22 protein-coding genes and 1 riboswitch are annotated in these 23,941 nt (G+C 67.4%); of the genes, 17 read left to right on the forward strand and 5 right to left on the reverse strand.

What is annotated here, in order from left to right; translation table 11 throughout:
- The first annotated feature begins 21 nt into the window (after positions 1–21).
- From AB4118_RS14240 to AB4118_RS14260, 5 genes are all read left to right on the forward strand, one after another.
- Positions 22–297, forward strand: a complete 276-nt coding sequence (locus AB4118_RS14240; protein ID WP_441490334.1) for a sarcosine oxidase subunit delta — start codon at positions 22–24, stop codon at positions 295–297.
- Positions 294–3,281, forward strand: a complete 2,988-nt coding sequence (locus AB4118_RS14245; protein ID WP_441490335.1) for a sarcosine oxidase subunit alpha family protein — start codon at positions 294–296, stop codon at positions 3,279–3,281. Before AB4118_RS14240 ends, AB4118_RS14245 begins: the two co-directional genes overlap by 4 nt.
- Positions 3,274–3,906 (forward strand): sarcosine oxidase subunit gamma, encoded by a 633-nt coding sequence (locus tag AB4118_RS14250; protein ID WP_441490336.1) that lies wholly within the window; start codon positions 3,274–3,276, stop codon positions 3,904–3,906. The genes AB4118_RS14245 and AB4118_RS14250 overlap by 8 nt, the downstream gene beginning before the upstream one ends.
- Before the next feature lie 83 nt (positions 3,907–3,989).
- Complete coding sequence (purU, locus tag AB4118_RS14255; protein WP_441490337.1) at positions 3,990–4,853, forward strand: formyltetrahydrofolate deformylase; 864 nt, start codon at positions 3,990–3,992, stop codon at positions 4,851–4,853.
- A gap of 169 nt (positions 4,854–5,022) precedes the next feature.
- Positions 5,023–5,541: a hypothetical protein gene (locus AB4118_RS14260; protein WP_441490338.1), complete on the forward strand. Its 519-nt coding sequence runs from the start codon at positions 5,023–5,025 to the stop codon at positions 5,539–5,541.
- A 10-nt stretch (positions 5,542–5,551) separates the two neighbouring features.
- Here the strand turns inward: AB4118_RS14260 and AB4118_RS14265 are convergent, their stop codons facing one another.
- The gene (locus AB4118_RS14265) at positions 5,552–6,775 is read right to left on the reverse strand and encodes an MFS transporter (RefSeq protein WP_441490339.1); all 1,224 of its coding nucleotides are present in this window, start codon (positions 6,773–6,775) and stop codon (positions 5,552–5,554) included.
- Between the two features lie 376 nt (positions 6,776–7,151).
- Between AB4118_RS14265 and exbB the strand changes: the two genes are divergently transcribed.
- The 4 genes from exbB to AB4118_RS14285 all read left to right on the forward strand — a co-directional run bounded on the left by exbB (position 7,152) and on the right by AB4118_RS14285 (position 11,456).
- Positions 7,152–8,195 (forward strand): tonB-system energizer ExbB, encoded by a 1,044-nt coding sequence (gene exbB / locus AB4118_RS14270; protein WP_441490340.1) that lies wholly within the window; start codon positions 7,152–7,154, stop codon positions 8,193–8,195.
- Between the two features lie 3 nt (positions 8,196–8,198).
- Complete coding sequence (gene exbD, locus AB4118_RS14275) at positions 8,199–8,654, forward strand: TonB system transport protein ExbD (protein WP_441490341.1); 456 nt, start codon at positions 8,199–8,201, stop codon at positions 8,652–8,654.
- The gene (locus AB4118_RS14280; RefSeq protein ID WP_441490342.1) at positions 8,651–9,535 is read left to right on the forward strand and encodes an energy transducer TonB; all 885 of its coding nucleotides are present in this window, start codon (positions 8,651–8,653) and stop codon (positions 9,533–9,535) included. Before exbD ends, AB4118_RS14280 begins: the two co-directional genes overlap by 4 nt.
- 217 nt (positions 9,536–9,752) lie before the next feature.
- The gene (locus tag AB4118_RS14285; protein WP_441490343.1) at positions 9,753–11,456 is read left to right on the forward strand and encodes an ABC transporter ATP-binding protein; all 1,704 of its coding nucleotides are present in this window, start codon (positions 9,753–9,755) and stop codon (positions 11,454–11,456) included.
- Between the two features lie 92 nt (positions 11,457–11,548).
- Here the strand turns inward: AB4118_RS14285 and AB4118_RS14290 are convergent, their stop codons facing one another.
- Both AB4118_RS14290 and cobD read right to left on the reverse strand, forming a co-directional pair.
- The gene (locus AB4118_RS14290) at positions 11,549–12,520 is read right to left on the reverse strand and encodes a D-2-hydroxyacid dehydrogenase (RefSeq protein ID WP_441490344.1); all 972 of its coding nucleotides are present in this window, start codon (positions 12,518–12,520) and stop codon (positions 11,549–11,551) included.
- 75 nt (positions 12,521–12,595) lie between these two features.
- Positions 12,596–13,612: a threonine-phosphate decarboxylase CobD gene (gene cobD / locus AB4118_RS14295; protein ID WP_441490345.1), complete on the reverse strand. Its 1,017-nt coding sequence runs from the start codon at positions 13,610–13,612 to the stop codon at positions 12,596–12,598.
- 11 nt (positions 13,613–13,623) lie between these two features.
- Between cobD and cbiB the strand changes: the two genes are divergently transcribed.
- Positions 13,624–14,604 carry an adenosylcobinamide-phosphate synthase CbiB gene (gene cbiB / locus AB4118_RS14300; RefSeq protein ID WP_441490346.1) on the forward strand — a complete coding sequence of 327 codons (981 nt, stop codon included), beginning with the start codon at positions 13,624–13,626 and terminating at the stop codon, positions 14,602–14,604.
- Positions 14,605–14,707: 103 nt separating this feature from the next.
- Here cbiB and cobO read toward each other — a convergent pair whose 3' ends face one another.
- Positions 14,708–15,319 carry a cob(I)yrinic acid a,c-diamide adenosyltransferase gene (gene cobO, locus AB4118_RS14305; protein WP_441490347.1) on the reverse strand — a complete coding sequence of 204 codons (612 nt, stop codon included), beginning with the start codon at positions 15,317–15,319 and terminating at the stop codon, positions 14,708–14,710.
- A 13-nt stretch (positions 15,320–15,332) separates the two neighbouring features.
- Positions 15,333–15,857, reverse strand: coding sequence for a bifunctional adenosylcobinamide kinase/adenosylcobinamide-phosphate guanylyltransferase (gene cobU, locus AB4118_RS14310; protein WP_441490348.1), 525 nt, complete (start codon positions 15,855–15,857; stop codon positions 15,333–15,335).
- Between the two features lie 140 nt (positions 15,858–15,997).
- A riboswitch (cobalamin riboswitch) is annotated at positions 15,998–16,180 on the forward strand.
- A 38-nt stretch (positions 16,181–16,218) separates the two neighbouring features.
- Here cobU and AB4118_RS14315 point away from each other — a divergent pair.
- Genes AB4118_RS14315 through AB4118_RS14345 form a run of 7 tightly spaced genes read left to right on the forward strand, consistent with a single transcriptional unit; the run spans position 16,219 to position 23,934 of the window.
- Positions 16,219–16,398 carry a CbtB domain-containing protein gene (locus AB4118_RS14315; RefSeq protein ID WP_069882234.1) on the forward strand — a complete coding sequence of 60 codons (180 nt, stop codon included), beginning with the start codon at positions 16,219–16,221 and terminating at the stop codon, positions 16,396–16,398.
- A gap of 12 nt (positions 16,399–16,410) precedes the next feature.
- Positions 16,411–17,151, forward strand: coding sequence for a CbtA family protein (locus AB4118_RS14320; RefSeq protein ID WP_441490349.1), 741 nt, complete (start codon positions 16,411–16,413; stop codon positions 17,149–17,151).
- Positions 17,152–17,200: 49 nt separating this feature from the next.
- Positions 17,201–17,590 (forward strand): DUF1636 family protein, encoded by a 390-nt coding sequence (locus AB4118_RS14325; RefSeq protein ID WP_441490350.1) that lies wholly within the window; start codon positions 17,201–17,203, stop codon positions 17,588–17,590.
- 4 nt (positions 17,591–17,594) lie between these two features.
- A complete protein-coding gene (gene cobW, locus AB4118_RS14330; protein ID WP_441490351.1) occupies positions 17,595–18,644 on the forward strand; it encodes a cobalamin biosynthesis protein CobW in 1,050 nt (349 codons plus the stop codon).
- A 3-nt stretch (positions 18,645–18,647) separates the two neighbouring features.
- Positions 18,648–22,010, forward strand: a complete 3,363-nt coding sequence (cobN, locus tag AB4118_RS14335; RefSeq protein ID WP_441490352.1) for a cobaltochelatase subunit CobN — start codon at positions 18,648–18,650, stop codon at positions 22,008–22,010.
- Entirely contained in the window at positions 22,007–23,305 is a 1,299-nt protein-coding gene (cobG, locus tag AB4118_RS14340; RefSeq protein WP_441490353.1) for a precorrin-3B synthase, read from the forward strand. Before cobN ends, cobG begins: the two co-directional genes overlap by 4 nt.
- A complete protein-coding gene (locus tag AB4118_RS14345) occupies positions 23,302–23,934 on the forward strand; it encodes a precorrin-8X methylmutase (protein ID WP_441490354.1) in 633 nt (210 codons plus the stop codon). Before cobG ends, AB4118_RS14345 begins: the two co-directional genes overlap by 4 nt.
- Positions 23,935–23,941 lie beyond the last annotated feature (7 nt).

Genomic DNA, 23,941 nt, shown 5'->3' on the forward strand with positions numbered 1-23,941 from the left:
CCGGCTCAGGAACCTTTCTCCATGCGCATTACCTGTCCCCATTGCGGCACCCGCGACGTCCAGGAATTCACCTATCTCGGCGATGCCAACCCGCAACGGCCCGAAGGAATGGCAACGACGGAAGCGGCGATGCACGATTATGTCTATCAGCGCGACAACCCGGCCGGGCGGCATCGCGAGCTCTGGTATCACGGCGCCGGCTGCCATGCCTGGCTGGTCGTGACGCGCGACACGAGGACCCACGCCATCGAGACCGTCGAGACGGCCAGGGCGCGCGCCACGGGAGATAGGGCATGAGCGCGAAGCAGCCCTTCCGCCGCGGCGATGGCGGCCTGATCGACAGGGCGAACGTCGTCAGCTTCCGCTTCGACGGCCGTTCCTATCAGGGCTATGCCGGCGACACCCTTGCTGCCGCCCTTCTGGCCAATGGCGTGCGCCTCGTCGGCCGATCCTTCAAGTACCACCGGGCCCGCGGCATCCTTTCGGCAGGTCCAGAGGAGCCGAATGCACTCGTCGAACTGCGCGCCGGCGCGCGCCGCGAGCCCAATACGCGAGCGACCGTGGCCGAGCTCTATGACGGGCTCGAGGCGCAGAGCCAGAACCGCTGGCCGTCGCTCGATTTCGACATCCTGTCGATCAACTCGCTACTCGCGCCGGCGCTGACCGCGGGCTTCTACTACAAGACCTTCATGTGGCCGGCTGCCTTCTGGGAAAAACTCTACGAGCCGCTGATCCGCCGCGCCGCCGGCCTTGGCCGCGCCGCCATGGAGGACGATCCCGACCATTACGAGAAAGCGTTCGCCTTTTGCGACGTCCTCGTCATTGGCGGTGGGCCGGCCGGGATCTCTGCCGCGCTGGCGGCCGGCCGCAGCGGCGCCCGCGTCATCCTGTGCGATGAGGATTTTCGACCGGGCGGCCGGCTGATCGCCGACAAGCGCGAGATCGACGCCCGCGCCGGCTCCGAATGGGTCGCCGACGCGCTGGCGGAACTCGCCAGCCTTCCCGATGTCAGGATCATGACACGCACGACAGTGTTTGGCGTCTATGATCACGGCATCTACGGCGCTGTCGAACGCGTCTGCGACCATCTGCCGGTGCCAGCCGCGTATCAGCCACGTCAGCGCTCCTGGCGCATCAGCGCCAAACGCGCGGTGCTGGCGGCCGGCGCGATCGAACGGCCTGTCGTCTTTGCCGGCAACGACACACCCGGCGTCATGCTGGCAGGTGCGGTGCGGACCTATCTCAATCGCTACGCCGTACTGCCCGGGCGCGAGGCGGTGGTCTTCACGGCCGGCGACGATGGCTGGGCCACGGCCCGTGATCTGGCCGCTGCCGGCGCGAAGGTCGTAGCGATCGTCGATCCGCGTCCGCAGGTGGATTCGGCATTGGTCGCACTCGGAAACGCGATCGGCGCGCGCGTCTTCGCCGGCAGCGCGGTCAGCCGCGCCTCCGGCGGCAAGGCCCTCAAGCAGGTCACGATCCGCGACGCGTCCGGCCGCGAGACAAGCCTTGCCTGCGATCTGCTTGCCGTCTCGAATGGCTGGAACCCGACGCTGCACCTGACCTCGCATCAGAACACGCGGCCGATCTGGGACGAGGCGATCCAGGCCTTCGTGCCGGGCACGCTGCCGGCCGGGCTCAGCGCCGCCGGCAGCGCTGCCGGGCATTTCAGCCTGGCGCAGGCACTGGCGGACGGCGCCCGCCTCGGCAGCGAAGCTGCGGCCGATTGCGGTTTCGCGGCGAAGCCGCTGGCGTCCGCAGCGAAGACCGATCCTGAAGCGGTCTCGGTTTCTCCGCTCTGGCGGGTCAAGGGCGGCAAGGGCAAGGCTTTCGTCGATTTCCAGAACGACGTGACCGATACCGATGTCGAGCTGGCGGCGCGCGAGGGGTTCCGACCGGTCGAACACCTGAAGCGTTACACCACGCTCGGGATGGCGACCGACCAGGGCAAGACCTCGAATATCTCCGGCCTCGCGATCATGGCCGAGCAAACGGGCAAGACCATTCCCGAGACGGGGACGACGATCTTCCGGCCGCCCTATACGCCGGTCGCCATCGGTGCGCTTGCCGGACACCATCGCGGCCCGGATTTCCGGCCGATGCGGCTGGCGCCCACCCATCAATGGTCGAAGGACCAGGGCGCCGTCTTCGTCGAGACCGGGCTGTGGCTGCGCGGGCAGTATTATCCGAAAGCAGGTGAGGACCACTGGCTGACCACCGTCAATCGCGAGGTGCTCGCCGTGCGCAATGGCGTCGGCATCTGCGACGTCTCGACCCTCGGCAAGATCGACATCCAGGGCGATGATGCCGCCGAGTTCCTGGAGCGGGTCTATATCAATGGCTGGAAGGCCTTGCCCGTAGGCAAGGCGCGCTATGGACTGATGCTGCGCGAAGACGGTTTCGTCATGGATGACGGCACGACCTCGCGCTTGGCCGAGACGCATTTCCTGATGACGACCACCACGGCGAACGCCGCCAAGGTGATGCAGCATCTCGAATTCTGCCATCAGGTGCTCTGGCCGACGCTCGATGTCCGCATGGTCTCAGTCTCGGAGCAGTGGGCGCAGGCCGCGGTTGCGGGACCGAAGGCCCGCGATGTTCTGCGGGGCGTCGTCGATGCGCAACACGATCTCTCGAACGAAGCTTGTCCCTATCTCGCGGCGCGCAGCGTCACGGTCGGCGGCGGCATCCCGGCGCGGCTGTTCCGGATCTCCTTCTCGGGCGAGCTCGCCTATGAGCTCGCCGTTCCGGCCGATCATGGCCATCCGATGATGAGCGCCCTGATGGCGGCCGGTGCACGGTACGGTATCACGCCCTATGGCACCGAGGCGCTCGGCGTGATGCGCATCGAGAAGGGCCATGTCGCGGGCAACGAACTCAACGGCCAGACCACAGCCCGCGATCTTGGCCTGGGCCGGATGATGTCCGCCAAGAAGGATTTTGTCGGTCGCGTCATGGCCGGGCGCGAAGCCCTGATCGAACCGGATCGTCCCGCCCTGGTCGGCTTCAGGCCGGTGGAAATCGGGCAACGACTGCGAGCCGGCGCGCATTTCATCGGCCTCGGCAAGCCTGCGTCGATGGAGCATGACGAGGGCTACATGACCTCGGTCGCCTATTCCCCGGTTCTGAAGCACTGGATCGGCCTCGGTCTCTTGAAGAATGGCCCGAAACGCATCGGCGAACGCATCCGCGCCGTCGATCCGGTGCGCAACGGCGATATCGTCCTCGAAATCTGCAATCCGGTCTTCGTCGATCCCGAAGGAGCGCGCCTCCATGGCTGACGCCGTGACAACTGCCTGGACGCCACGCGGCTCCTGGGCCGGCATTCTGGCCTCGGGCGCCTTTGGTGCCGCCGGGCAGCCCGGCATCACGATCGAGGCGCGCGACGGCCTCGGCATCGCCAGCCTGATTGTTGGGGAGGGGGGGGATGAGATGCTCGCGCAGGCGCTCCAGCGCCACATCGGACTCGGCCTGCCGGTGACGCCGCGCATCATCTCCAGCGCGAGCCACAGTCTGGTCTGGGCCGGCCCGGATCAGTGGCATCTGATCGCGACGGATCGGAACGGTTTCGATGAGCTGCTGCGCGATCTCGCGCCGCTCGCCGCCGTCTCCGACCAGTCCGACGGGCGGGCTGCGCTGCGGCTTTCCGGACCGAAGCTGCGCGAGACGCTGGCGAAGGGCTGCATGCTCGATCTGCACCCTTCCGTCTTCCCCGCCGGTGCCGCCGCCTTGACAAGCATCGCTTATATGGGTGTGCATCTCTGGCGGATCACTGACGATCCGGAATCCGGTGACGCCGTTTTCGAGATCATGGTCGCACGCAGCATGGCAGGCAGTTTCTGGTCCTGGCTTTCCGCCTCCGCGGCGGAGTACGGCTGCAGGGTGACGGCAACGGGACGAGGTTGAGCGCAGCGCGTCGCGCGCCCTCCAACCCGAAACCCGTCCCACTGTCCCAGCGAAGGGCCGCCCCTTGAAGGGCGGCATCAGCCATGTCCGACCGCATTTCGATCCTCACCCTTTCCTGCCCCGACCGTCCCGGCATCGTCGCCGCCGTCTCGACGCTGCTGTTCGAGGCCGGCTGCAACATCCGAGACGCACAGCAGTTCGACGACACCGAAACGGGCCGCTTCTTCATGCGCGTCGTCTTCGAGCGCCTCGCCGAGAGCAGGTCGCACGCCGAGATCACGGAAGCCTTCGGGGAACTGTCCCGGCGCTTCGCCATGGATTTCACGCTGCGCGAGCAGCATGTGCGGAAGCGCGTGATGCTGCTGGTCTCAAAATTCGACCACTGCCTCGCCGACCTGCTCTATCGCTGGCGCATCGGCGAGCTGCCGATGGAGATCGCCGGCATCATCTCTAACCACGGTCGCGACAGCATCGCCTCGACCGATATCGGTGACCTGCCCTTCCATCATTTGCCGATCACCCGACAGACCAAGATGGAGCAGGAGGCCCAGATCTGGCAGCTCGTACAGGAGGCCCGGACCGATCTCGTCGTGCTTGCGCGCTATATGCAGGTCCTGTCGGACGGGCTCTCGGCCAAGCTGCTTGGTCGCTGCATCAATATCCATCATTCCTTCCTGCCCGGTTTCAAGGGCGCCAAGCCCTACCATCAGGCGCATGAGCGCGGCGTGAAGCTGATCGGCGCGACCGCCCATTACGTGACGCCCGATCTCGATGAGGGCCCGATCATCGAGCAGGATGTCGAGCGCATCTCGCATCGCGACACGCCCGACGCGCTGGTGCGCAAGGGCCGCGATATCGAGCGGCGGGTGCTGGCGCGCGCCGTCCTGCATCATCTCGAGGACCGCGTCGTTCTGAACGGCAAGAAGACCGTCGTCTTCACCGACTGAGGTCGCCGCGATCGGGGCGATCAACGCCCGGGTCGTCTCAATCGCTGTCATCATCCCTGGCGACGGAACCGACGCCAGGGATGATGACAGCGGGTTTCCAGCCATCCGCGGCTGGGAGGCGTGGCATTTCTGCTTGCTGTTGCGCCACGCGGGCGGCAAGGAAGGATCGATGGCATCGTCACCTCTCCATCGTCTGGCAGCCGCCATCGGCCGCGTTGCTGCGCTGCCGCTACGAGGCCTGATCTCGTTCCTGATCCTGTTCGACGAGCTCGCGCGCCCGCTCTACCGCCCGGCCATTCGCTGGCTGTCGGAACGGCGGTTCGTGGCACGCGCCGAGGCGGCGATCGCCCGCATGCCGCGCTTTGCGATCCTGGCGCTGCTGGCAGCGCCGTTCGCGGTCGTCGAGCCTCTCAAGCTCGTCAGCCTCATCGTGATCGCGCGCGGCCATGTGATCAGCGGCCTGATCATGCTCGGGCTGGCGTATCTGGCGAGCTTCGTGATCGTCGAGCGCATCTACAATGCCGGCCGAAAGAAGCTCCTCACCATCGGCTGGTTCGCGCGCGGAATGGCTGTCATCACCGATTTGCGTGCGCGCACGCTGGACTGGGTGAGGCGCAGTCCGATCCATGCCTTCATGCTGCGCACGCGCGACGCCGTCCGTTCATGGTGGCGCGCACGACGGATCTGATCCCTTCAGGTCAGGAGACCTTACGCGCGAGCACGAACAAGGCCCCGGTGGCAAGCAAGGACAGCAACACCATGAGCCCCGCCGTTGGCATCAGGCCAGCCCGCTCGATCAAGACCGCACAGACAAGCGGCGCCGCCGCCTTGACCACCAGCCCCGGCGCCGAGAGCTTGCCGAGCATCGCGCCGTATCCCGCCGGGCCGAAAAGCTGGAGCGGCACGGTTCCACGTACGATCGAACTCAGTCCGACGCTGATCCCGTAGGCGATCGCAAAGAGACCGGCGAGCACTGCGGTCGTCTGGCCCGTCATCAACAGGACGAAACCGAGCGGCATCATCGCCGCCGAAACCCATGCCGTGGTCATCGGCGAGAGAGAAGCGCCGAACAGCATCTCCGCCAGCCGCCCGGCGACCTGGGCAGGGCCGACCATGGCACCGATGCCGACCGCGACTGCGGCGCTCAGGCCTAGCCCCTGCAATATGCTCAGCAGATGCACCGACATGGCCGAAACGACGAAGCCCTGCAGCGAGAAGGCGAGAGCGAGCAGAACAAAGGCGAGCCGGCGCGCCTCGCCTTCGAGATAATCGGCATGGAGCAACGCCGGCACGCTCGCGGCATGCCCGCGCTCTGCGGCTCGTTTGACACGCCCTGGCAGCCCAAGGAGATGCAAGGGCACGCAGAGCCCTAGCTGCAGCAGGCCGTAGAACCGGTAGATCTCGCGCCAGTCGAACTGCGCGAGCAGCGCCGTCGTCAGGGGCCAGAAGATCGTCAAGGCAAAGCCACCGATCAGAGTGAGCTGGCTGATCGAGCGCCGCGCACCGGCACCGCGCGACTGCGTCAGTGCCGCAAAGGCGGCGTCGTAGAAGACCATGGTCGAGACCATGCCAAGGGCAATCATCGCCGCGAAATAGCTCGGGCCGCCGCTTGCCTCGGCGAGCGCCAGCAGTGCCAACCCGGCAAGGGCCGAACCGATCGTCATCACCAGGCGTGCTCCTCGACGGTCCACCTGCCGGCCGACGGCGGGAGCAACGACACCGCCGGCAAGAAGGCTCGCGGCGAACCCGGCATAGGTCCATTCAGGAGCCCATCCGAAGCTTGCGGTCATATTCCGGGCCAGCACCGCGAAGGCATAGTAGAGGCAGCCATAGCCGGCGACCTGTGTCACGCCGAGGGTGAGGATGAGGCCGAGCCCGCGCCCCGTCGAGGGCACCGGCAAGGGCGAAGGCAGGCTCGGCATCGAGATCAGGTCATCCGGCAGACGGCATCACGGGGTGCGACCGGATGACCATTCTTCGACTCGCGGCCGGAGACAACGCCATCCTGCGAATACCTGAGCAGACATCATCGGCATGGGCGAACGAACGACCGGTCGGCAGCGGCGACGCGATAAAGTGTTACGCCGGGCTGCGGCGCCCCTGACCGCGAACCGCCCAAACAATCGTTACAACTCGGCACAACCACAATCTTTATCTTTGACATTCGCGTTGTTAGTGGCCAGTAACGCGCCCATAGAAGTATTCATAGATTAGATTTTTTCTAAATTAATAGTACAACTATTGCCTACCCTCTTGAAATGAACCGCCCACCATTCTGACAGCAGAGAGCCAACCGGTATGAGTGCCCAGGACGAGCCCCGCCGCAGTACAGCCACGACCACCCTCGCTGGTCGGGCAAAACGCAGCGCAGCGGGCAGCCTGCTGTTGGCACTGTCCCTCACAATTGGCCCCGCAATCGGAACAAGCTTCGCGCAGGCGCCAGCAAGCGCGCCGACCACCCAGCAGCCGGCGCCCCCCCCAGCCGCGACGACCGCGCCTGCGACGCCGGCGCCGAACATGGCCGCAAGCCCGAGCGGCGCCCATGAACAGACGGCTGTTTCCCAGCAGCTGCCGGCACCGCAAGCTCCCGCCCCAGTCGCCGCTGCTGCGCTTCCTCATGACCTTTCGCCCTGGGGCATGTTCATGGCGGCGGACATCGTCGTTAAGGCGGTGATGCTCGGGCTTGCCTTCGCATCGCTGGCGACCTGGACGATCTGGCTCGCCAAGAGCCTGGAGCTGATGGCTGCCAAGACCAGGGCGCGGCTGGCCGCACGCCGGCTGGACGAGGCGGACAGCCTCGAGATCGCCGCCGAGAGGATCTCTGCCGGCCATGCACGACGCAGCGTCGTCGCCGAGCTGGTTCAGGCCGCTCGCGATGAAGTCCGCCGTTCGGCTGATCTCTCGGATGACGGCATCAAGGAGCGCGTTGCGATCGCGTTGTCACGGCGCGAGGCGCGTGCCGGCCGGGATATGGCGAAGGGCACCGGCCTGCTCGCGACGATTGGTTCGACCGCCCCCTTTGTCGGCCTGTTCGGCACCGTCTGGGGCATCATGAACTCCTTCATCGGCATCTCTCAGTCGAAGACCACCAATCTCGCCGTGGTCGCGCCCGGCATCGCCGAAGCCCTGCTGGCGACTGCGATCGGCCTCGTCGCGGCGATCCCCGCCGTCATCATCTACAATGTCTTCTCGCGCTCGATCGCAGGCTACCGCGCCGTGCTGTCGGACGCCTCGGGCGACGTCCTGCGCCACCTCTCGCGCGACCTTGAGCGCGCGCGGCGTGCGGCGCAGCGTCCCGGCCGCTCGCTGCATGCGGTGCCGCCGCTGATGTCGGCGGAGTGAACGATGGCCGTTTCGCTCAAGGATCCGCAGGACGGCGATCTGGCGGAAGTCTCCGAGATCAACGTCACGCCCTTCATCGACGTGATTCTCGTGCTGCTGATCATCTTCATGGTCGCGGCCCCGCTCTCCACCGTCGACGTCGCCGTCGATCTGCCCGTCTCCAACGCGCAGCCGCAGCCGCGGCCCGAGAAGCCCGTCTTCCTTACCGTGAAGGGCGATCTCTCGCTCGCGCTCGGCAACGACCCCGTCCCGCGCGAAGCGCTGCAGAGTGTCCTCGACCGGCAAACCAGCAGCGACCGTGAGCAGAGAGTCTTCCTGCGCGCCGACGGGACCGTCGCCTATCGCGAGCTGATGGATGTGATGAACCTCCTGCGCAATGCCGGCTATCTGAAGATCGCGCTGGTCGGGCTAGAGGATACGGGCCAGGCGGCCGCGCCGGTCGCGGGTGTGAAGCCATGAAGACCGGGTCTCTCGATGGCAGCGCATCACGACGCCTCTGGCCGGCGCTATTGCGCTGGAGTTCGGCTGGGCTCGTCGTGGTGGCGGCGCATGGCGGCATTGCCTGGCTGGCCTTGAGCTGGCGGCCGGGAGAGGCTGCGGCCGGCGCGCCCGAGCCTGCCGTGATGATCGAGCTTGCGGCGGTTTCCGTTGCGCCCGAGGCCCCCGCTGCCGACCTGCCCCCTGCCCCCCAGGCGACCGAGGCCGAGCCGCCCCCACCAACCCCGGAGCCTGTTCCCGAGCCGGTCAAGGAGCCAGAGCCGCCTCCGGAACCCGAGGTGATACCCGAGCCGGTCCATCTGCCCGAGCCTGAGATCAAGCTGCCCGAACTGCCGCAGCTGCCCGATGCTGCAGCCGTGCTCGCTCCCCCGCCTCCGCCTGCCCCCGCGAAGCCGAAGGTCGTCGAACGCAAGCCGACGCCGCCCAAGCCACGCGTCGTGGAGCGCCGCAAGCCGGCCGAGCGCGAGAAGCCACGGGCCAAGGAAGCCGCCGCGCCCCCCGCCTCGGCCGCGCCCGCCGCTGCTCCTTCCTCCGCGCCAACCGGCTCCGCTGCATCGCCCTCCGCCTCGACGGCGTCATGGCGCGGCATGCTGATCGCCCATCTCAATCGCTACAAGCGCTTCCCGGGCGGCGCGCGTCCCGGCACGGTGCAGATTGCCTTCTCGATCGATCGGGGCGGGCGTGTCCTGTCCGCGCGACTCGCCGGCAGCTCCGGCGATGCCACGCTCGATGAGGAGGCCGTCAGCATGATCCGCAGGGCAAGCCCCGTCCCGGCGCCTCCTGCCGGCGTCGGTGGGGGCGGCACGATCTCGCTCGCGGTGCCGGTGCGTTACAATCGCTGACGTGGCCCATCTGGAGTGCGGCGGAGCTCCGGGCCCCGGCTTGGCGATGAGTGATCAGTGCCCGGCCATGCATCGCCGGCATTCCGCCCCGGCACGCCAGAGCCTATAGAAGGGGCCGGCCCCGTTCCGGCCTCTGGACCCGCGGATAATCGTGCGCGATCCGGAGCGAGGACGCCCGATCCGAACCGCGATCCGGATTTGAAAAGACATCGTCATCATGCTTCGCCGTTTCTTCGCCTATTACGCACCGCATCGCGGCCTCTTCCTGCTGGATTTTTCCTGCGCAGTGCTGTCGGGCCTGCTCGAGCTCGCCTTCCCGATCGCGGTGAAGTTCTTCATCGACTGGCTGCTGCCCGGCCAGAACTGGGGATTGATCCTCGCCTGCGCCGCCGCACTGCTGGTGATCTACCTGCTCAATAGCGGGCTGATGGCGATCGTGACCTATTGGGGCCACATGCTCGGCATCAATATCGAGACCGAGATGCGGCGGAAGGCGTTCGACCATCTGCAGAAGCTCTCCTTCAGCTTCTTCGACAACCAGAAGACCGGCCATCTCGTGGCCCGCCTCACCAAGGACCTCGAGGAGATCGGAGAGGTCGCGCATCACGGGCCCGAAGACCTGTTCATCGCGATCATGACCCTGTTCGGCGCCTTCGTGCTGATGTTCATGGTCAGCCCCGAGCTTGCGCTCGTCACTGCCGCGATCGTGCCGCTGACCGGCTGGCTGACCGGCCGCTATGGCGGGCGCATGACGCATAACTGGCAGCAGCTCTTCGGGCGGGTCGGCAGCTTCAACGCGCGCATCGAGGAGAATGTCGGCGGCATCCGCGTCGTCCAGGCCTTCGCCAACGAGGAGCACGAGCGGCGGCTCTTCGCCCGTGACAACCAGAACTACCGCCAGACCAAGCTCGATGCCTACCGCATCATGGCGGCTACCATCGCGCTGAGCTATCTCAGCATGCGGCTGACCCAGATGGTGGTGATGGTCGCCGGCAGCTATCTCGTCATCACCGGCAGCCTGAGCCAGGGCGGTTTCGTCGGATTCCTGCTGCTCATCGCCGTGTTCTTCCGACCGATCGAGAAGATCAATTCGGTGATCGAGACCTATCCGAAGGGCATTGCCGGCTTCCGGCGCTATACCGAGTTCCTCGACACCGAGCCTGATATCGCCGACCGACCGAATGCGGTGACTGCGCCGAGACTCTCGGGCGAAATCCGCTATGCGGGCGTTTCGTTCGCGTATCAGACCGGCCGCCCCGTGCTCAGCGGCATCGACCTGCATATCAAGCCGGGCGAAACGATCGCGTTCGTCGGCCCGTCAGGGGCCGGCAAGACGACGATCTGCTCCCTGCTGCCGCGCTTCTACGAAGTCAGCGGCGGAAGCATCACCATCGACGGCATCGATATCCGCGACATGACGCTGGCCTCGCTGCGCGGGCAGATCGGCATCGTGCAGCAGGATGTCTTCCTCTTCGCCGGCACGATCCGCGAGAACATCGCCTATGGCCGGCTCGAGGCGAGCGAGGCCGAGATCGTCGAGGCCGCGCGGCGCGCGCGGCTCGACGAGGTCATCGCGGCGATGCCCGACGGGCTCGACACCATCATCGGCGAACGCGGGGTCAAGCTTTCGGGCGGGCAGAAGCAGCGCCTCGCCATCGCTCGCATCTTCCTGAGGAATCCGCCGATCCTGATCCTGGACGAGGCGACCTCGGCGCTGGACACGCAAACCGAGCGCGCCATTCAGCAATCGCTTGCGGATCTGTCGCAGGGCCGCACCACGCTGATGATCGCGCATCGTCTCGCGACCATCCGCGATGCCGACCGGATCGTGGTGGTGGATTCGACGGGGATCGCCGAGCAGGGCAGCCATGCCGACCTGGTCAAGGCCGACGGCATCTACCGCCGGCTGCACGAGGCGTAAGCGACCGCCCGGTCAGGTATCGGCCCGAAACCGGGAAGACCGATGCGATCACAGTCAGATCATGGGACCGGACTTCGTTCCGGTTCCATGATCTAAACGATCTGGTTGTGCAACCCCGCGTCGCCACGCGCCAGCCGGTCGAGATTGTCGAGGAGGATGTCGACGACGTTCGTCTCATAGGCGCGCGTCTCGCCGGCGCTGTGCGGGGTGACGATGACGTTCGGCTGGCCCCAGAAGGGCGAGGCCGATGGGAGCGGCTCGTCATGGAAGCAGTCGAGCCCGGCGCCAGCCAGGTGCCCCGAACCCAGCGCCGCCAGCAGCGCCGCCTCGTCGACGACACGGCCACGCGCAACGTTGATCAGGAGAGAGCCCGGGCGCATGGCGGCCAGCGCCTCGCTGCCGATCAGTCCTTCGGTCTCGGGCGTCAGCGGGCAGGTCAACGCCACGATATCGGCCTCAGCCAGAACCGTGCCCAGCTTGTCCGTCGCCACAATCGCATCGATGCCTGGTTCGGGCCGCTCGCTGCGGCGCACACCGATGATGCGCAGACCGAAGGCCGCAGCCAACCTCGCCAAACGCAGGCCGATCCGTCCAAGGCCGACGATGACAAGCGTCTTGCCGCCGAGCTCGTCCTCGCGTCGCGCGCGATCACCGATCATCGGCCGCCAATGCTTTGCCATCTGGTTGTCGCGAGCGAGATGGATCTGACGGGTAAGGCCCAGGATGAGCGCCAACGCGTGTTCGGCAACGGCGCGCTCATTGCCCCCCTGCGCACTGGTGAGGCGAATGCCGGCCGCGGCGAAGGCGGCTTTGTCGAACTGATCCGTGCCGGCGCTGATCGACTGGACGAAGCGCAGGCGCGGGCAGGCGGCGATCAGCTCGTTGCGCCAGAGTCCGGAGACGACGAGGACATCGGCTTCGGGCGCGCGCGCCTTGAGTTCATCGAGGTTGCGAACCTCAAAGCTCCTCGCGGCGCGCCCCCGCGCGGAGAACTCCGCTCCCAACTGGTAGGCGGCATGCGCGAAGCCGATCGTGAGTTCTCTTTCCTGCGGCCAAGGCTTCATTGCATTCCCCCGTGATGACAAAACCCAGCTTAATCATGCGAAACGGCTCCGTCCCGCCGTTCCATGCATGCGCCCCTAGGCGGCACCAGGAGGCAGAAAGGATGCCAGAGCAGCGGCGAGCCTCTGCCAGGACGGCTCGTCGCCGGGCAAGCCAAGCCGTAGCCAGCTCGCATTGTTCTGAAAGCGGCGGACATAGATGCCGTCGCGGCCGAGATGGGCGAAGAGTGCCGGTGCGTCCGGCGTCGCCAACAGCCTGAACAGGGAGGTGCCGCCGACGATCACGCCTCGCGACGCCAGCAAGGCATCGAGGCGGGCGGCATCGCTGGCCCGGGCACCGGCGGCCGCCGCGAGCCAGTCCGTGTCACTGAGCGCCTGCGCCCCGATATGAAGCGCCGGCCCCGCGACGGCCCAGGGACCGAGCGCGGCACGCAAGGCCTCCGTCAGGCGCGCCTCGCCGATCGCGAAACCCAGACGCAAGCCGGCGAGCCCGTAGGTCTTGCCAAAGGAGCGCAGGATCAGCGTCGCCGGGGGCAGCTCGGGGATCAGGCTCGCCTCGGGCATGAAATCGATGAAGGCCTCGTCGATGACGAGCAACCCGCCTCGTCCGGCCAGGTCACGCGCAACCGCCGTGAGTTGCGCGCGCTCAATCACCCGCCCATCGGGATTGTTCGGGTTGACCAGCACGACCACGCCCGCATCGCCCGCCTCCGCGGGCATTGCGCTCTCCCGCACGTCCATCCCTGCCTTGCGCCAGGCCACCGCATGTTCGGCATAGGTCGGGCCGATCACGGCGACTGGCCCGGTGTTCGCAAGACACGGCAGCAGTTCGATCAGGATCTGAGTGCCGGGCGCCGCGACGATGCCGGCCGTCTCGGGCACCCGGTACGTCTCGCGTGCCGCAGCGAGCAATGCCGCCTCGTCCCGCACTCCCGGCAGGCGCTGCCAGAGGCTTAACGGCAGCTCAGGAACCGGATAGGGGATGGGATTGATCCCGGTCGAAAGATCGATCCATGGCTCGGGCGCCTCCGGGAACAGCGCCTTCGCCTGTGCCAGATCGCCGCCATGCCAGACCTTGCCTGCCGCCTCAGCCATTCCCGCCCCGCATGAGCCTGTCCGATTCCCTGCCGCTCCTCGCCGCCGCCCTGATCAACGAGGCGGGATTCGGCTACCCCCAGGGCTTGTATGCGCTGATCGGCCATCCCGTCACCTGGATCGGTGCGCTGATCTCCCGGCTCGACCGGATGCTCAATCGCGAGAGCGCCCCCTTCATCGTGCGCAAGGCGGCCGGCGGCCTCGCCCTCGCGCTGCTGCTTGCCGCCACATTTGCCATCTCATGGGGGCTCACCCTGCTCTGCCGCGGCCTCGGCCCGCTTGGCTGGCTGCCCCTCGCGCTCGTCGCCTCCAGCCTCATCGCACAGCGCAGCCTGCACGAGCATGTCGCACGGGTCGCCGAAGGACTGGAGCGGGACGGGCTCAAAGGCGGACGCATGGCCGTTTCGATGATTGTCGGCCGCAACCCCGAAACCCTCGACGAAGCCGGAGTTTCCCGCGCCGCAATCGAAAGCCTTGCCGAGAATTTCTCGGACGGGATCGTCGCTCCGGCTTTCTGGCTCGGCGTCGGCGGCCTGCCGGGCGGCGCGCTCTACAAGGCGATCAATACCGCCGATTCGATGATCGGCCACAAGACACCGCGCCACCTCGCCTTCGGCTGGGCGGCGGCGCGTCTCGACGACCTCGTCAACCTTCCCGCCTCTCGCCTCACCGCGCTGCTGCTGACCGCAGCCGCCGCACTCGACAAAACGTCAGACCCCGCCAATGCGTGGCGAGCTGTCCGACGCGATGCCCGCCATCATCGTTCGCCCAATGCCGGTTGGCCGGAAGCCGCGATGGCAGGTGCGCTAGGCCTCCGTCTGGCGGGCCCGCGCGTCTATGGCGAGGTCAGGGTCGACGACGGCTGGATGGGGGACGGCCGGGCCGAAGCGGAAGCGGCGGATATCCGGCGGGCGCTCGCTCTCTATCGGAGGGCATGTCTGCTGCTGTGGGGGCTCGCCGTTGCGGGGGCCGCTACCGCGCTCGCCCTCTAGTTCATCGGACCGGGCATCGCATCTGGAACGACGATCTCACCTTCTGTGTTTGCTTCGACTTTCCCGAAAGCCGCAACTCACGTTTCGGGTCGATGGCTCAGCCTCAGAACTCGATCCCGGCCTGTGCCTTCACGCCCGCCGCGAAGTGATGCTTGACCAGCGTCATCTCGGTGACGAGGTCTGCGACGGCGATCAACTCGGGCTTGGCATTGCGGCCGGTGACGACGATGTGCAGATCAGGGCGCCGGCTCGCCAATGTCTCGACCACCTCCGCCAGCGGCAGATAGTCGTAGCGCAGCGCGATATTGAGTTCGTCGAGCACGAGCAGGCGTATCTCCGGATCGTCCATCAACGCCTTGGCCTTGGCGAAGGCGCGCCCGGCGGCAGCGATGTCGCGGGCCTTGTCCTGCGTTTCCCAGGTGAAGCCTTCGCCCATCGTGTGCCAGACGATGCGATCACCGAAGGCGTCGAGCGCCTTGCGTTCCCCTGTCGCCCAGGCGCCCTTGATGAACTGCACCACCCCGACGCGCCAGTCATGGCCGAGAGCCCGCAGGATCAATCCGAAGGCGGCGGTCGACTTGCCCTTGCCTGGCCCCGTATTGACGATCAGGAGTCCCTTTTCGATCGTCTTGGCGGCAACCTCGGCATCCTGCACTGCCTTGCGCTTTTCCATCTTGGCCTTGTGGCGGGCGGCCTCGTCAGCATCGATCGTCATCGGAACCTCCTGCTCATTTCACCTGCATCGGCAGACCGGCGACCATGAAGATCACCCGGTCGGCCCGCGCCGCAAGCATCTGGTGCAGCCGCCCCGCCTCGTCGCGGAACCGCCGGGCGAGCGCATTCTCAGGCACGATACCGAGCCCAACCTCGTTGGAAACCAGGACCACCGGGCCTCGTGCCGCGACGCAGGCCTCGACCAGTTCCCGGCTTGCAGCCGCCACATCCTGCTCTGCCAGTATCACGTTGGTCAGCCAGAGCGTCAGGCAGTCCACCAGGACAGGTTGCCCCGCGGGAACCGCGCGGATCGCCTGCGCCAGGTCCAGCGGAGCATCGATGGTCATCCACTCCTTCGACCGGCGGGCGCGGTGCTCGGCAATCCGGGCGCGCATCTCATCGTCATAGGCCTGGGCCGTGGCGAGATAGGTCCAGGGCGCTGGCACCATCTCGATCAGGGCCTCGGCATGGCGGCTCTTGCCGGAGCGGGCGCCGCCCAGAACGAGGGTGAGAGGGGAAAGGATCGCTGCCACTGCCAAACTCTCAGCCCAGGGAAGATCAGCCTAAGGAACGGACCTGGCGAGCGAAGCGAAGCAAGCCGGGACAGGCGACAAGAGATCACATCGCTTCACTGCGCTCGCAATCACGATCGCTGCATTGCACAGCACCGTGCAGATGGCTAATGATCATCGCCGACGGTGCCTCTGCAAGGAGGTGAAAAGGGAACGCGGTGCGATACCGCGGCTGCCCCCGCAACTGTAAGCGGCGAGTTTCGCGCCATCGGCCACTGGGATTGTCCCGGGAAGGCGGCGAGAGATCCGGACCCGCGAGCCAGGAGACCTGCCGTCAGCGAGTGATGCAATCCAGCGGGCTGCCGGCGGGGTGGCCAAGGAGACCGAGATGACGACGAATACGGCTTCGATCACCACCCAGGCCAGCGCTTCCGAGCGCGTCAAGGCTGTCGCAGCTGCCCTGGCACTCGGCGCAGCCCTGATCTTCACCGTCGGCTTCGCCCATTCGACCAGCGTTCACAACGCAGCCCACGACACGCGCCACACCCTCGCCTTTCCCTGCCACTGAGGGAAAGGCAACATGGTCAATCGTGTTCTCACGGTCAGTCTTCTGGCCGGGCTTCTTGCTGGGCTCCTGGTAGCAGCACTCCAGCATGTCACCACCACGCCGCTGATCCTCAAGGCGGAAACCTTTGAGACGGCACTGCGCGCAGTCGAGCTTCAGCACGCCAGCTTCACCGGCGATGCCAGGATCGTCCTTGCCCATGGCGGCGCCGACGCAGCCGACCACGCCGAGTGGAAGCCACAGGACGGCTTGCAGCGTACGGCCTTCACCACCATCGTCACCATTGCGACCGCGATCGGCTTTGCCGCCCTGCTGCTCGGCGGCATGATCGCAGCGGGCGATGCCATCACTGAGCGGACCGCACTGATCTGGGCGGCTTGCGGCTTCCTGGCCTTCGGCCTCGTGCCGGCGACCGGGCTCGCACCGGAATTGCCCGGCAGCGCGTCAGCCGAACTGCTCCACCGCCAGACCTGGTGGATCGCCACCGCGCTCGTCACCGCCGGCGGCCTCTGGGTCTTCCTGCGGGCGGAGGCGAGCTGGCTGCGGGCACTTGCCGTGCTTGCCATGCTCGTCCCGCATCTGATCGGCGCACCACATCCCGCCGCCCCGGAGAGCAAGGTCCCTGCCGAAATCGCAGCGCATTTCGCCGCGCTCTCGCTCGCGCTCCAGGCTGCCCTCTGGCTCGCCACCGGCTTTGCCGTCGGCGTGCTCTGGCCCTGGGCGACGCGCCGTGCCGCAGCCCCGGCCAAGGCCTGACGCTGAGCGCGATCCCCCGGGATCGCGCCGGAAGCCAAGGAACCGGCCTATGCCCGAAGGCGATGTCACCATTTTCGTCTGCGTCGCCTGCCGGCGCGCGCGGGCGGACCTGCCGGAGGGTTACGACCAGCCCGGACTGGGTTTTGCCGAGGCGCTGCGCGAACGCATCGCGCGCGACGGCGGGACGCTTCCGGTCGAACCCGTCGACTGCCTCGCGGTCTGCAATCGCCCCTGCACCGTCGCCTTGGCGGCCGACGGCAAATGGACCTATCTGATCGGCGATCTCGACGCAGACACCCATATCGCCGAAATCGTTGACGCAGCTGCAAGCTTTGCAGCCAGCGCAAACGGTATCGTTCCCTGGAAAGAAAGACCCGCTTCGTTCCGCAAGGGCGTGGTCGCGCGCGTACCGCCTCTCCCGGCGCGCCAACAAGGATGAGATCATGAACGCTCCCCAAGCCCGCTCGCTGGGCAAGATCCCCTGCACGATCATCACCGGCTTCCTCGGGGCCGGAAAGACCACACTGGTGCGGCACCTGCTGGAGAATGCAGGGGGCAAGCGCATCGCCGTGCTGGTCAATGAGTTCGGCGATCTCGGCTTCGACGGTTCCTTCATCGCCGGCTGCGGCATTTCCGGCTGCACCGCGGAGGACATCGTCGAGCTGCCGAATGGCTGCATCTGCTGCACCGTCGCCGACGACTTCGTGCCGGCGCTGGAAAAGCTGCTCGACCGGCCGAACCCGCCGGAACACATCCTGATCGAGACCTCGGGGCTTGCCCTGCCGAAGCCGCTGGTCAACGCGTTCAATTGGCCGGCCATTCGGTCACGTGTCACGGTCGATGGTGTCATCGCCGTGGTCGATGGTCCGGCCGTGGCGGATGGCCAGTTCGCGGATGATCCCGACGCTCTCGCTGCGCAGGCGGCGCAGGATGCCGCGGTCGGGCACGACAACCCGCTCGAAGAAGTGTTCGAGGACCAGATCCTCTGCGCCGACCTGATCCTGCTCAACAAGAGCGACCTCGTCGATGCGGCCGGCCGCGAACGCGTCAAGGCCGAGATCGCCGCGCATCTGCCGAAGGCGATCAAGATCGTCGAGACGGCCCATGGCAAGGTCGAGCCCGCCCTGATTATCGGCCTCAACGCGGCTGCCGAGGCCGATCTAGCTGGACGCCCCTCGCACCATGAGAGCGCAGAGGACCACGACCACGACGATTTCGAAAGCCTCGATTTCGCTCTCGCCGCGGCGACCTCGCCCGAGGAGCTGGCGGCCCGCGTTGCCAGGGCCGCGGAGGCCGAGGGCGTGCTGCGCCTGAAGGGTTTTTCGGCGATTCCCGGTAAGCCGATGCGGCTCGTCGTCCAGGGTGTCGGGCGTCGGGTCAGCCATCATTACGACCGCGCCTGGGCGGCCGGCGAAGCCAAGGATGGTCGCCTCGTGGTGATTGGCCTGAAGGGCTTTGATCGCAAGTCCGTGGAGGCCGCCCTCGCGGGCTGAACCATGCACCTCCTCCCCTCAAGCGAGATCAGGCTTGACGACGGCGAAGACGCCGTCGATCTCGCCCTGCCGCCGGGGGATGTGCTGGTGCTCTCCTTCGCCGACAGCGACCTTTCGGCGCTGACGGCCGCGGCCGGCGCAAGCGAGCTCGCTGTCAGGCTCGCCTCGCTACGCCGGCTGAAACACCCGCTCTCCGTCGATTTTCTCGTCGAGAAGACGGTGGCGCATTCGCGCTTCGTGCTGATCCGCTGTCTCGGCGGGCTGGACTACTGGCGTTACGGCATTGAGCAGCTGGCGGAAATCTGCCGACGGGGCGGGATACCGCTCGTCGTGCTGCCCGGCGACGACCGGCCTGATGAGCGGCTGGCCGAGTACGGCACCGTCGAACTGCGTTTCGCCGCGGAGCTTCTCGCCTATTTCCGCGCCGGCGGCGGTGCGGAGAATATGCGCCGGCTGCTTGGACGGGTGGATGCGTTCCTTCGCCGCGAAGGCGATGCTTCGGACCTCGCGCCCACCCCCTTGCCCGCGCTCTTCGCCCTTGGTGCGGGCGGTGCTCCGCTCGCATGGCGTGAGGCGCTCTCACAGCGCCCCGTCGCGAACGCGCTGGTCCCGATCCTGGTCTATCGCTCCAGCGTCGCCGCCGGAGACACCGCCATGGCGGAGGCGATCGCAGAGGCGCTGGGTGCGCGCGGCCATGCCCCGTTGATCCTGGCCCTTACGAGCTTGAAGGACCCGGCGGTCACCGGCGAGCTTGCGGCCCTGATCGCCGCGCGCAAGCCCGCCGCCATCATCACCACCACCGCGTTCTCGGCCCGCAACAGCGCCGATTTCGTGCTGGACACCGCCGATTGCCCGATCCTGCAGGCCGTGCCGGTCGGCAGCCCGCGCGACGCCTGGGAGGCCTCACCGCGCGGGCTTTCCGGGGCCGACCTCGCCATGCAGGTGGCGCTGCCGGAATTCGACGGACGGTTGGGGGCGCTGCCCGTCGCCTTCAAGGCCGAGATGACGGACGGCCGGACCGGCCTGACGAGCCGCCGGTTGGTTCCTGATCGCGATGGTGTCGCCGCCCTTGCCGATCTCGCCTCAGGCTGGATCGCGCTGGCCGGCAAGCCGGCTGCCGAGCGCAACCTCGCCCTGGTCATGTCCGACTACCCGGCGCGCGGAGGACGGGCCGGCTTCGCAGTCGGGCTCGATACCCCAGCCAGCGTCGGGGCCATTTGCGAACTGCTGGCGCAGACCGGATACGATGTCGGCCCCTCCGCGCAGAGTATCTTCCCGGACGAGCCAAGGGAGAGCCGGGACGGTCAGCTGGCTCATAGTGACGACACGCGTATGATGCAGGCGCTGACTGAAGGGCCAGCAGAGTTTGCAGTCCCGCTCGCCGATTATCGCGCCTGGCTCGGCGCCATTCCCGGCGCGGCAGGCGCGGCACTCATCTCGGCCCATGGCGAACCCGAGGCGGATCGTGCCTGCGATGGCTCGGCCTTCCGTTTCCGTGTGATCCGCAATGGCCGTCTCACCATCGCCCTGCAGCCCGCTCGCGACACAACGCCCGACCGAAAGCTGCGCTATCACGATCCCGATGCGCCGCCGGGCCATGCCTATCTCGCCTTCTATCTCGGCCTCCGGCGGATTGCCGATGCCGACGCACTGATCCATCTCGGTACGCATGGCACAACCGAGTGGCTGCCCGGCAAGGCGGTGGCTCTTTCAGCGAGCTGCTGGCCGCGGCTTGCGGTTGGCGGCCTGCCGGTGATCTACCCCTATGTCGTCGATGACCCCGGTGAGGCGGCCCCTGCCAAGCGCCGGCTTTCGGCCGTGACGCTCGGCCATCTCCCACCCGAACTGGTGCAGGCGGATGCAGCCGGCGAAGTGGCGCTGCTGCGTGATCTCGTCGAGGAGTTTTCGCAAGCGCAGGTCCTCGATCCGCGCCGCGCCGAGATCGTCGCCCGTGAAATCCGCGGGCGAGCCGAAGCAAGCGGGCTGGCGGAAGCCTGCGGTGTCACGCCCGATCTCGACATGGCGAGCGCACTGAGCCAGCTCGACGCGCATCTCTGCGACATCGCCGAACTGCCCTTCCGGGATGGGCTGCATGTCTTCGGGCGGGCTGCGCATGATCCCGCGTCATCCCGCAACGAGCGCGACAACCTGCTGCGCGCTCTGGCTGGGCGGTTCGTTCCGCCCGGCCCTGCCGGCTCGCCGCATCGCGGGCAAAGCGATGTGCTGCCGACCGGCCGCAACCTCTCGACGCTCGATCCGCGCGCGATCCCGACCCGGGCCGCCGCGCGCCTCGGCATGCGCGCCGCCGCGTCGCTGATCGCACGCCATCTCCAGGACCACGGCGATTATCCACGCCGGATCGTAATGGATCTCTGGGCCTCGCCCACACTGCGCTCCGGCGGCGAGGACATCGCACATGCGCTTGCCCTGATGGGCGTCGCGCCGCTCTGGGATCACGCCTCGACGCGAGTGACCGGATTTTCCGTCATTCCGCAGGCCAAGCTCGATCAGCCGCGCATCGACGTCACCATCCGTATCTCCGGCGCCTTTCGCGACACATTCCCGGGTCAGATCGCGCTGCTCGACGCCGCTGCGCGCGCCGTAACAGTGCTGGACGAAGCCGATGAATGGAACGAGCCTGCTGCAGCACGCCGGCGCGGCGAAGACGCCGCACGCATCTTCGGCCCGGCACCCGGCCGCTTCGGTGCCGCCATGGCCGACCGTGCGCTCGACGGGCAATGGGAGAGCCGCGGCGAGCTTGGCGCCGCCTATCTCGCAGCCAGCGATCATGCCTTCGGTGGTACGGAGGGTCTCGCCAGCGCCGATCCCGGCTTCGCGCGTCGCGTCGCCTCGGCAAGCGCCTTCGTTCACGTCAGCGACACGGCGGGGCGCGACATTCTCGAAGCGACCAGCGCGGCCGATGTGATCGGCGGTTTTGCCGCGGCAGCGCAGGCGCTCGGCAGCGAGGCCGCACTCTACAGTCTCGACAGCTCCAACCCGGAAGCGCCGAAAACGCGGACCCTGGCCGAGGACATTGCGCGCATCGTCCATGGCCGGCTCTGCCACCCGCGCTGGATTGCGGGCCAGCTTGCCCATGGCTGGCGCGGTGCGGCCGAACTTGCCGAGACCGTCGACACACTCTTCGTCTATGCGGCCAGCACCGACGCGGTCTCGGACGGACTATTCGACGCCGTATTCCAGGCCTATTGCGCGGATCCGGCCATCTGGAGCGCGCTGGAACAGGCCAATGCGCCCGCGGCCGCCTCGATCCGCGCGCGGCTGACGGAAGCCGAGCGGCGCGGCCTCTGGCAGAGCCGGCGCAATTCCGTGGCCGCCTTCCTCGCCAGCAAGGACGCTGCGGAATGACCGCACCGACGCAAGAAGCGCTCCGGCGCGGCTGGTGCCCGAGCACGCTCCGGCCGATGGAAACCGGGGACGGCTGGCTCGTGCGGCTGCACCCGCCGGGCGGGCAGATGCAGCCCGCACAATTGCGACGCGTGGCGGATCTAGCCGAAGAGACGGGCAATGGCCTCGTCGAGATTTCCAGCCGCGGCAATCTCCAGATCAGGGGTGTGCGGCAGGAGGCCCATCCCGCCCTTGTCGAGGCCTTGCTCGCGGAGCGGCTCGTCGACGAAGCCGGCGGGCCCGGGCCGCAGCGCCTGGTGCTCACCTCACCGCTCGCCGGGCAGGATCCGAGCGACCTGATCGATGCCGCCATTCTGGCCGCATCCCTGGAACGTCAGGGGCGCGCCATCTCAGGGTTGCCGCCCAAGACCAGCGTCATCGTCGATGGCGGCGGCGAGCTCGCACTCGATGGCTTTGCCGGCGATCTGCGCGTGGTTGCGATTGACCAGGGTTCCGTCGTGATCGGCCTGCCGCAAGGCGGCTGGTTTGGCCCGGTCGCATCCGGTGATGCAGGCGCCGTGACGGCAGGGCTGTTGCAGGGCTTTGCGGCATACCGGCGGGCCGAGCCTGACAGGATCCATCGCCTGCGTGATCTCGACCACGACCAGATTAGCGCGCTGACCGAGGCCTGCTCGATAGCGCCGACCGGTGCGCCGGTGGCTCGCTCCGCGCCGAGGCGGGTCGGGCTCTTCGCGTTGCGCGCCTCCCATCTTGCCCTGATCGCGGGGCTGCCGTTCGGCCGCTCGGACTCTCGGACATTATCGCGGCTATGCGAGGCCGCCGGCGCGCATGGCGTCAGCGAAATCCGCTTTTCGCCCTGGCGGGGGCTGGCTTTCCTGGGCCTCGAGCACGATGCCGCCGCGAGCCTCACCGCACGATGCGAGGCACTGGGGCTGGTCACCCGCGACGCCGATCCACGGCTTTCAGTGCAGGCATGCTCCGGCAAGCCGGCCTGTCTGCGCGGCGAGACGCAGACGATGGGCGATGCCGCAGTCCTGGCCGAAGCGGCAGCCTCGCTCCTTGCTGCTGGCCTCAGCCTGCATCTATCGGCCTGCGTCAAATCCTGCGCGCAATCAGGTCCCGCCGATCTCACGCTGGTCGGGCATGACGGCCGCTATGACGTCGTCATCGGCGGAACGACGCGGGACAAGCCGATGGCGAGGCTTGACCTTTCGCAGATTGTGCAGCGTCTGCAGCCGGGACAGGACATTCACACCCGCCTGACCGCAGGCCGGTTTTCAGGACCACAGGTTTGAACACGCGCTACGACTATATCCGCGAGGGTGATGCGATCTATGAGCGCTCCTTCGCCATCATCCGGGCCGAGGCCGACCTCTCCCGCTTCTCAGGCGCGGCCGCCCGCGTGGTGGTACGCATGATCCATGCCTGCGGCATGACCGACCTGCCGCGCGATGTCGAGATGTCAGCCGATTTCACGGATGCGGCGGAGGCTGCGCTGCGCGCCGGCGCTCCGATCCTGTGCGACGCCAAGATGGTCGCGAACGGCGTGACCCGCGCCCGTTTGCAGGCCAGCAACGCAGTGATTTGCACGCTGGACGAGGCTGAGGTGCCGGCACTGGCCAAACAGGCCGGCACAACGCGCTCGGCCGCGGCCATGGAGCTGTGGCGGCCGCATCTCGCGGGAGCCTTGGTCGTCGTCGGCAATGCCCCGACCTCGCTTTTCCGGCTGCTCGAAATGTTCGATGCCGGTGCGCCAAAACCGGCAGCCGTGATCGGCATCCCGGTCGGTTTCGTCGGTGCAGCCGAATCGAAGCAGGCGCTGGCACAGGACGGCCGCGTGCCCTTCCTTGTCGTGCATGGGCGCCGCGGCGGCTCTGCGATGGCGGCCGCTGCCGTCAACGCCCTGGCGCAAGAGAAGGAGTGAGCCGGTG

The organism is Allobosea sp. 2RAB26 (assembly GCF_052115465.1).
In the GTDB taxonomy this organism is placed as follows: Bacteria; Pseudomonadota; Alphaproteobacteria; order Rhizobiales; family Beijerinckiaceae; genus Allobosea.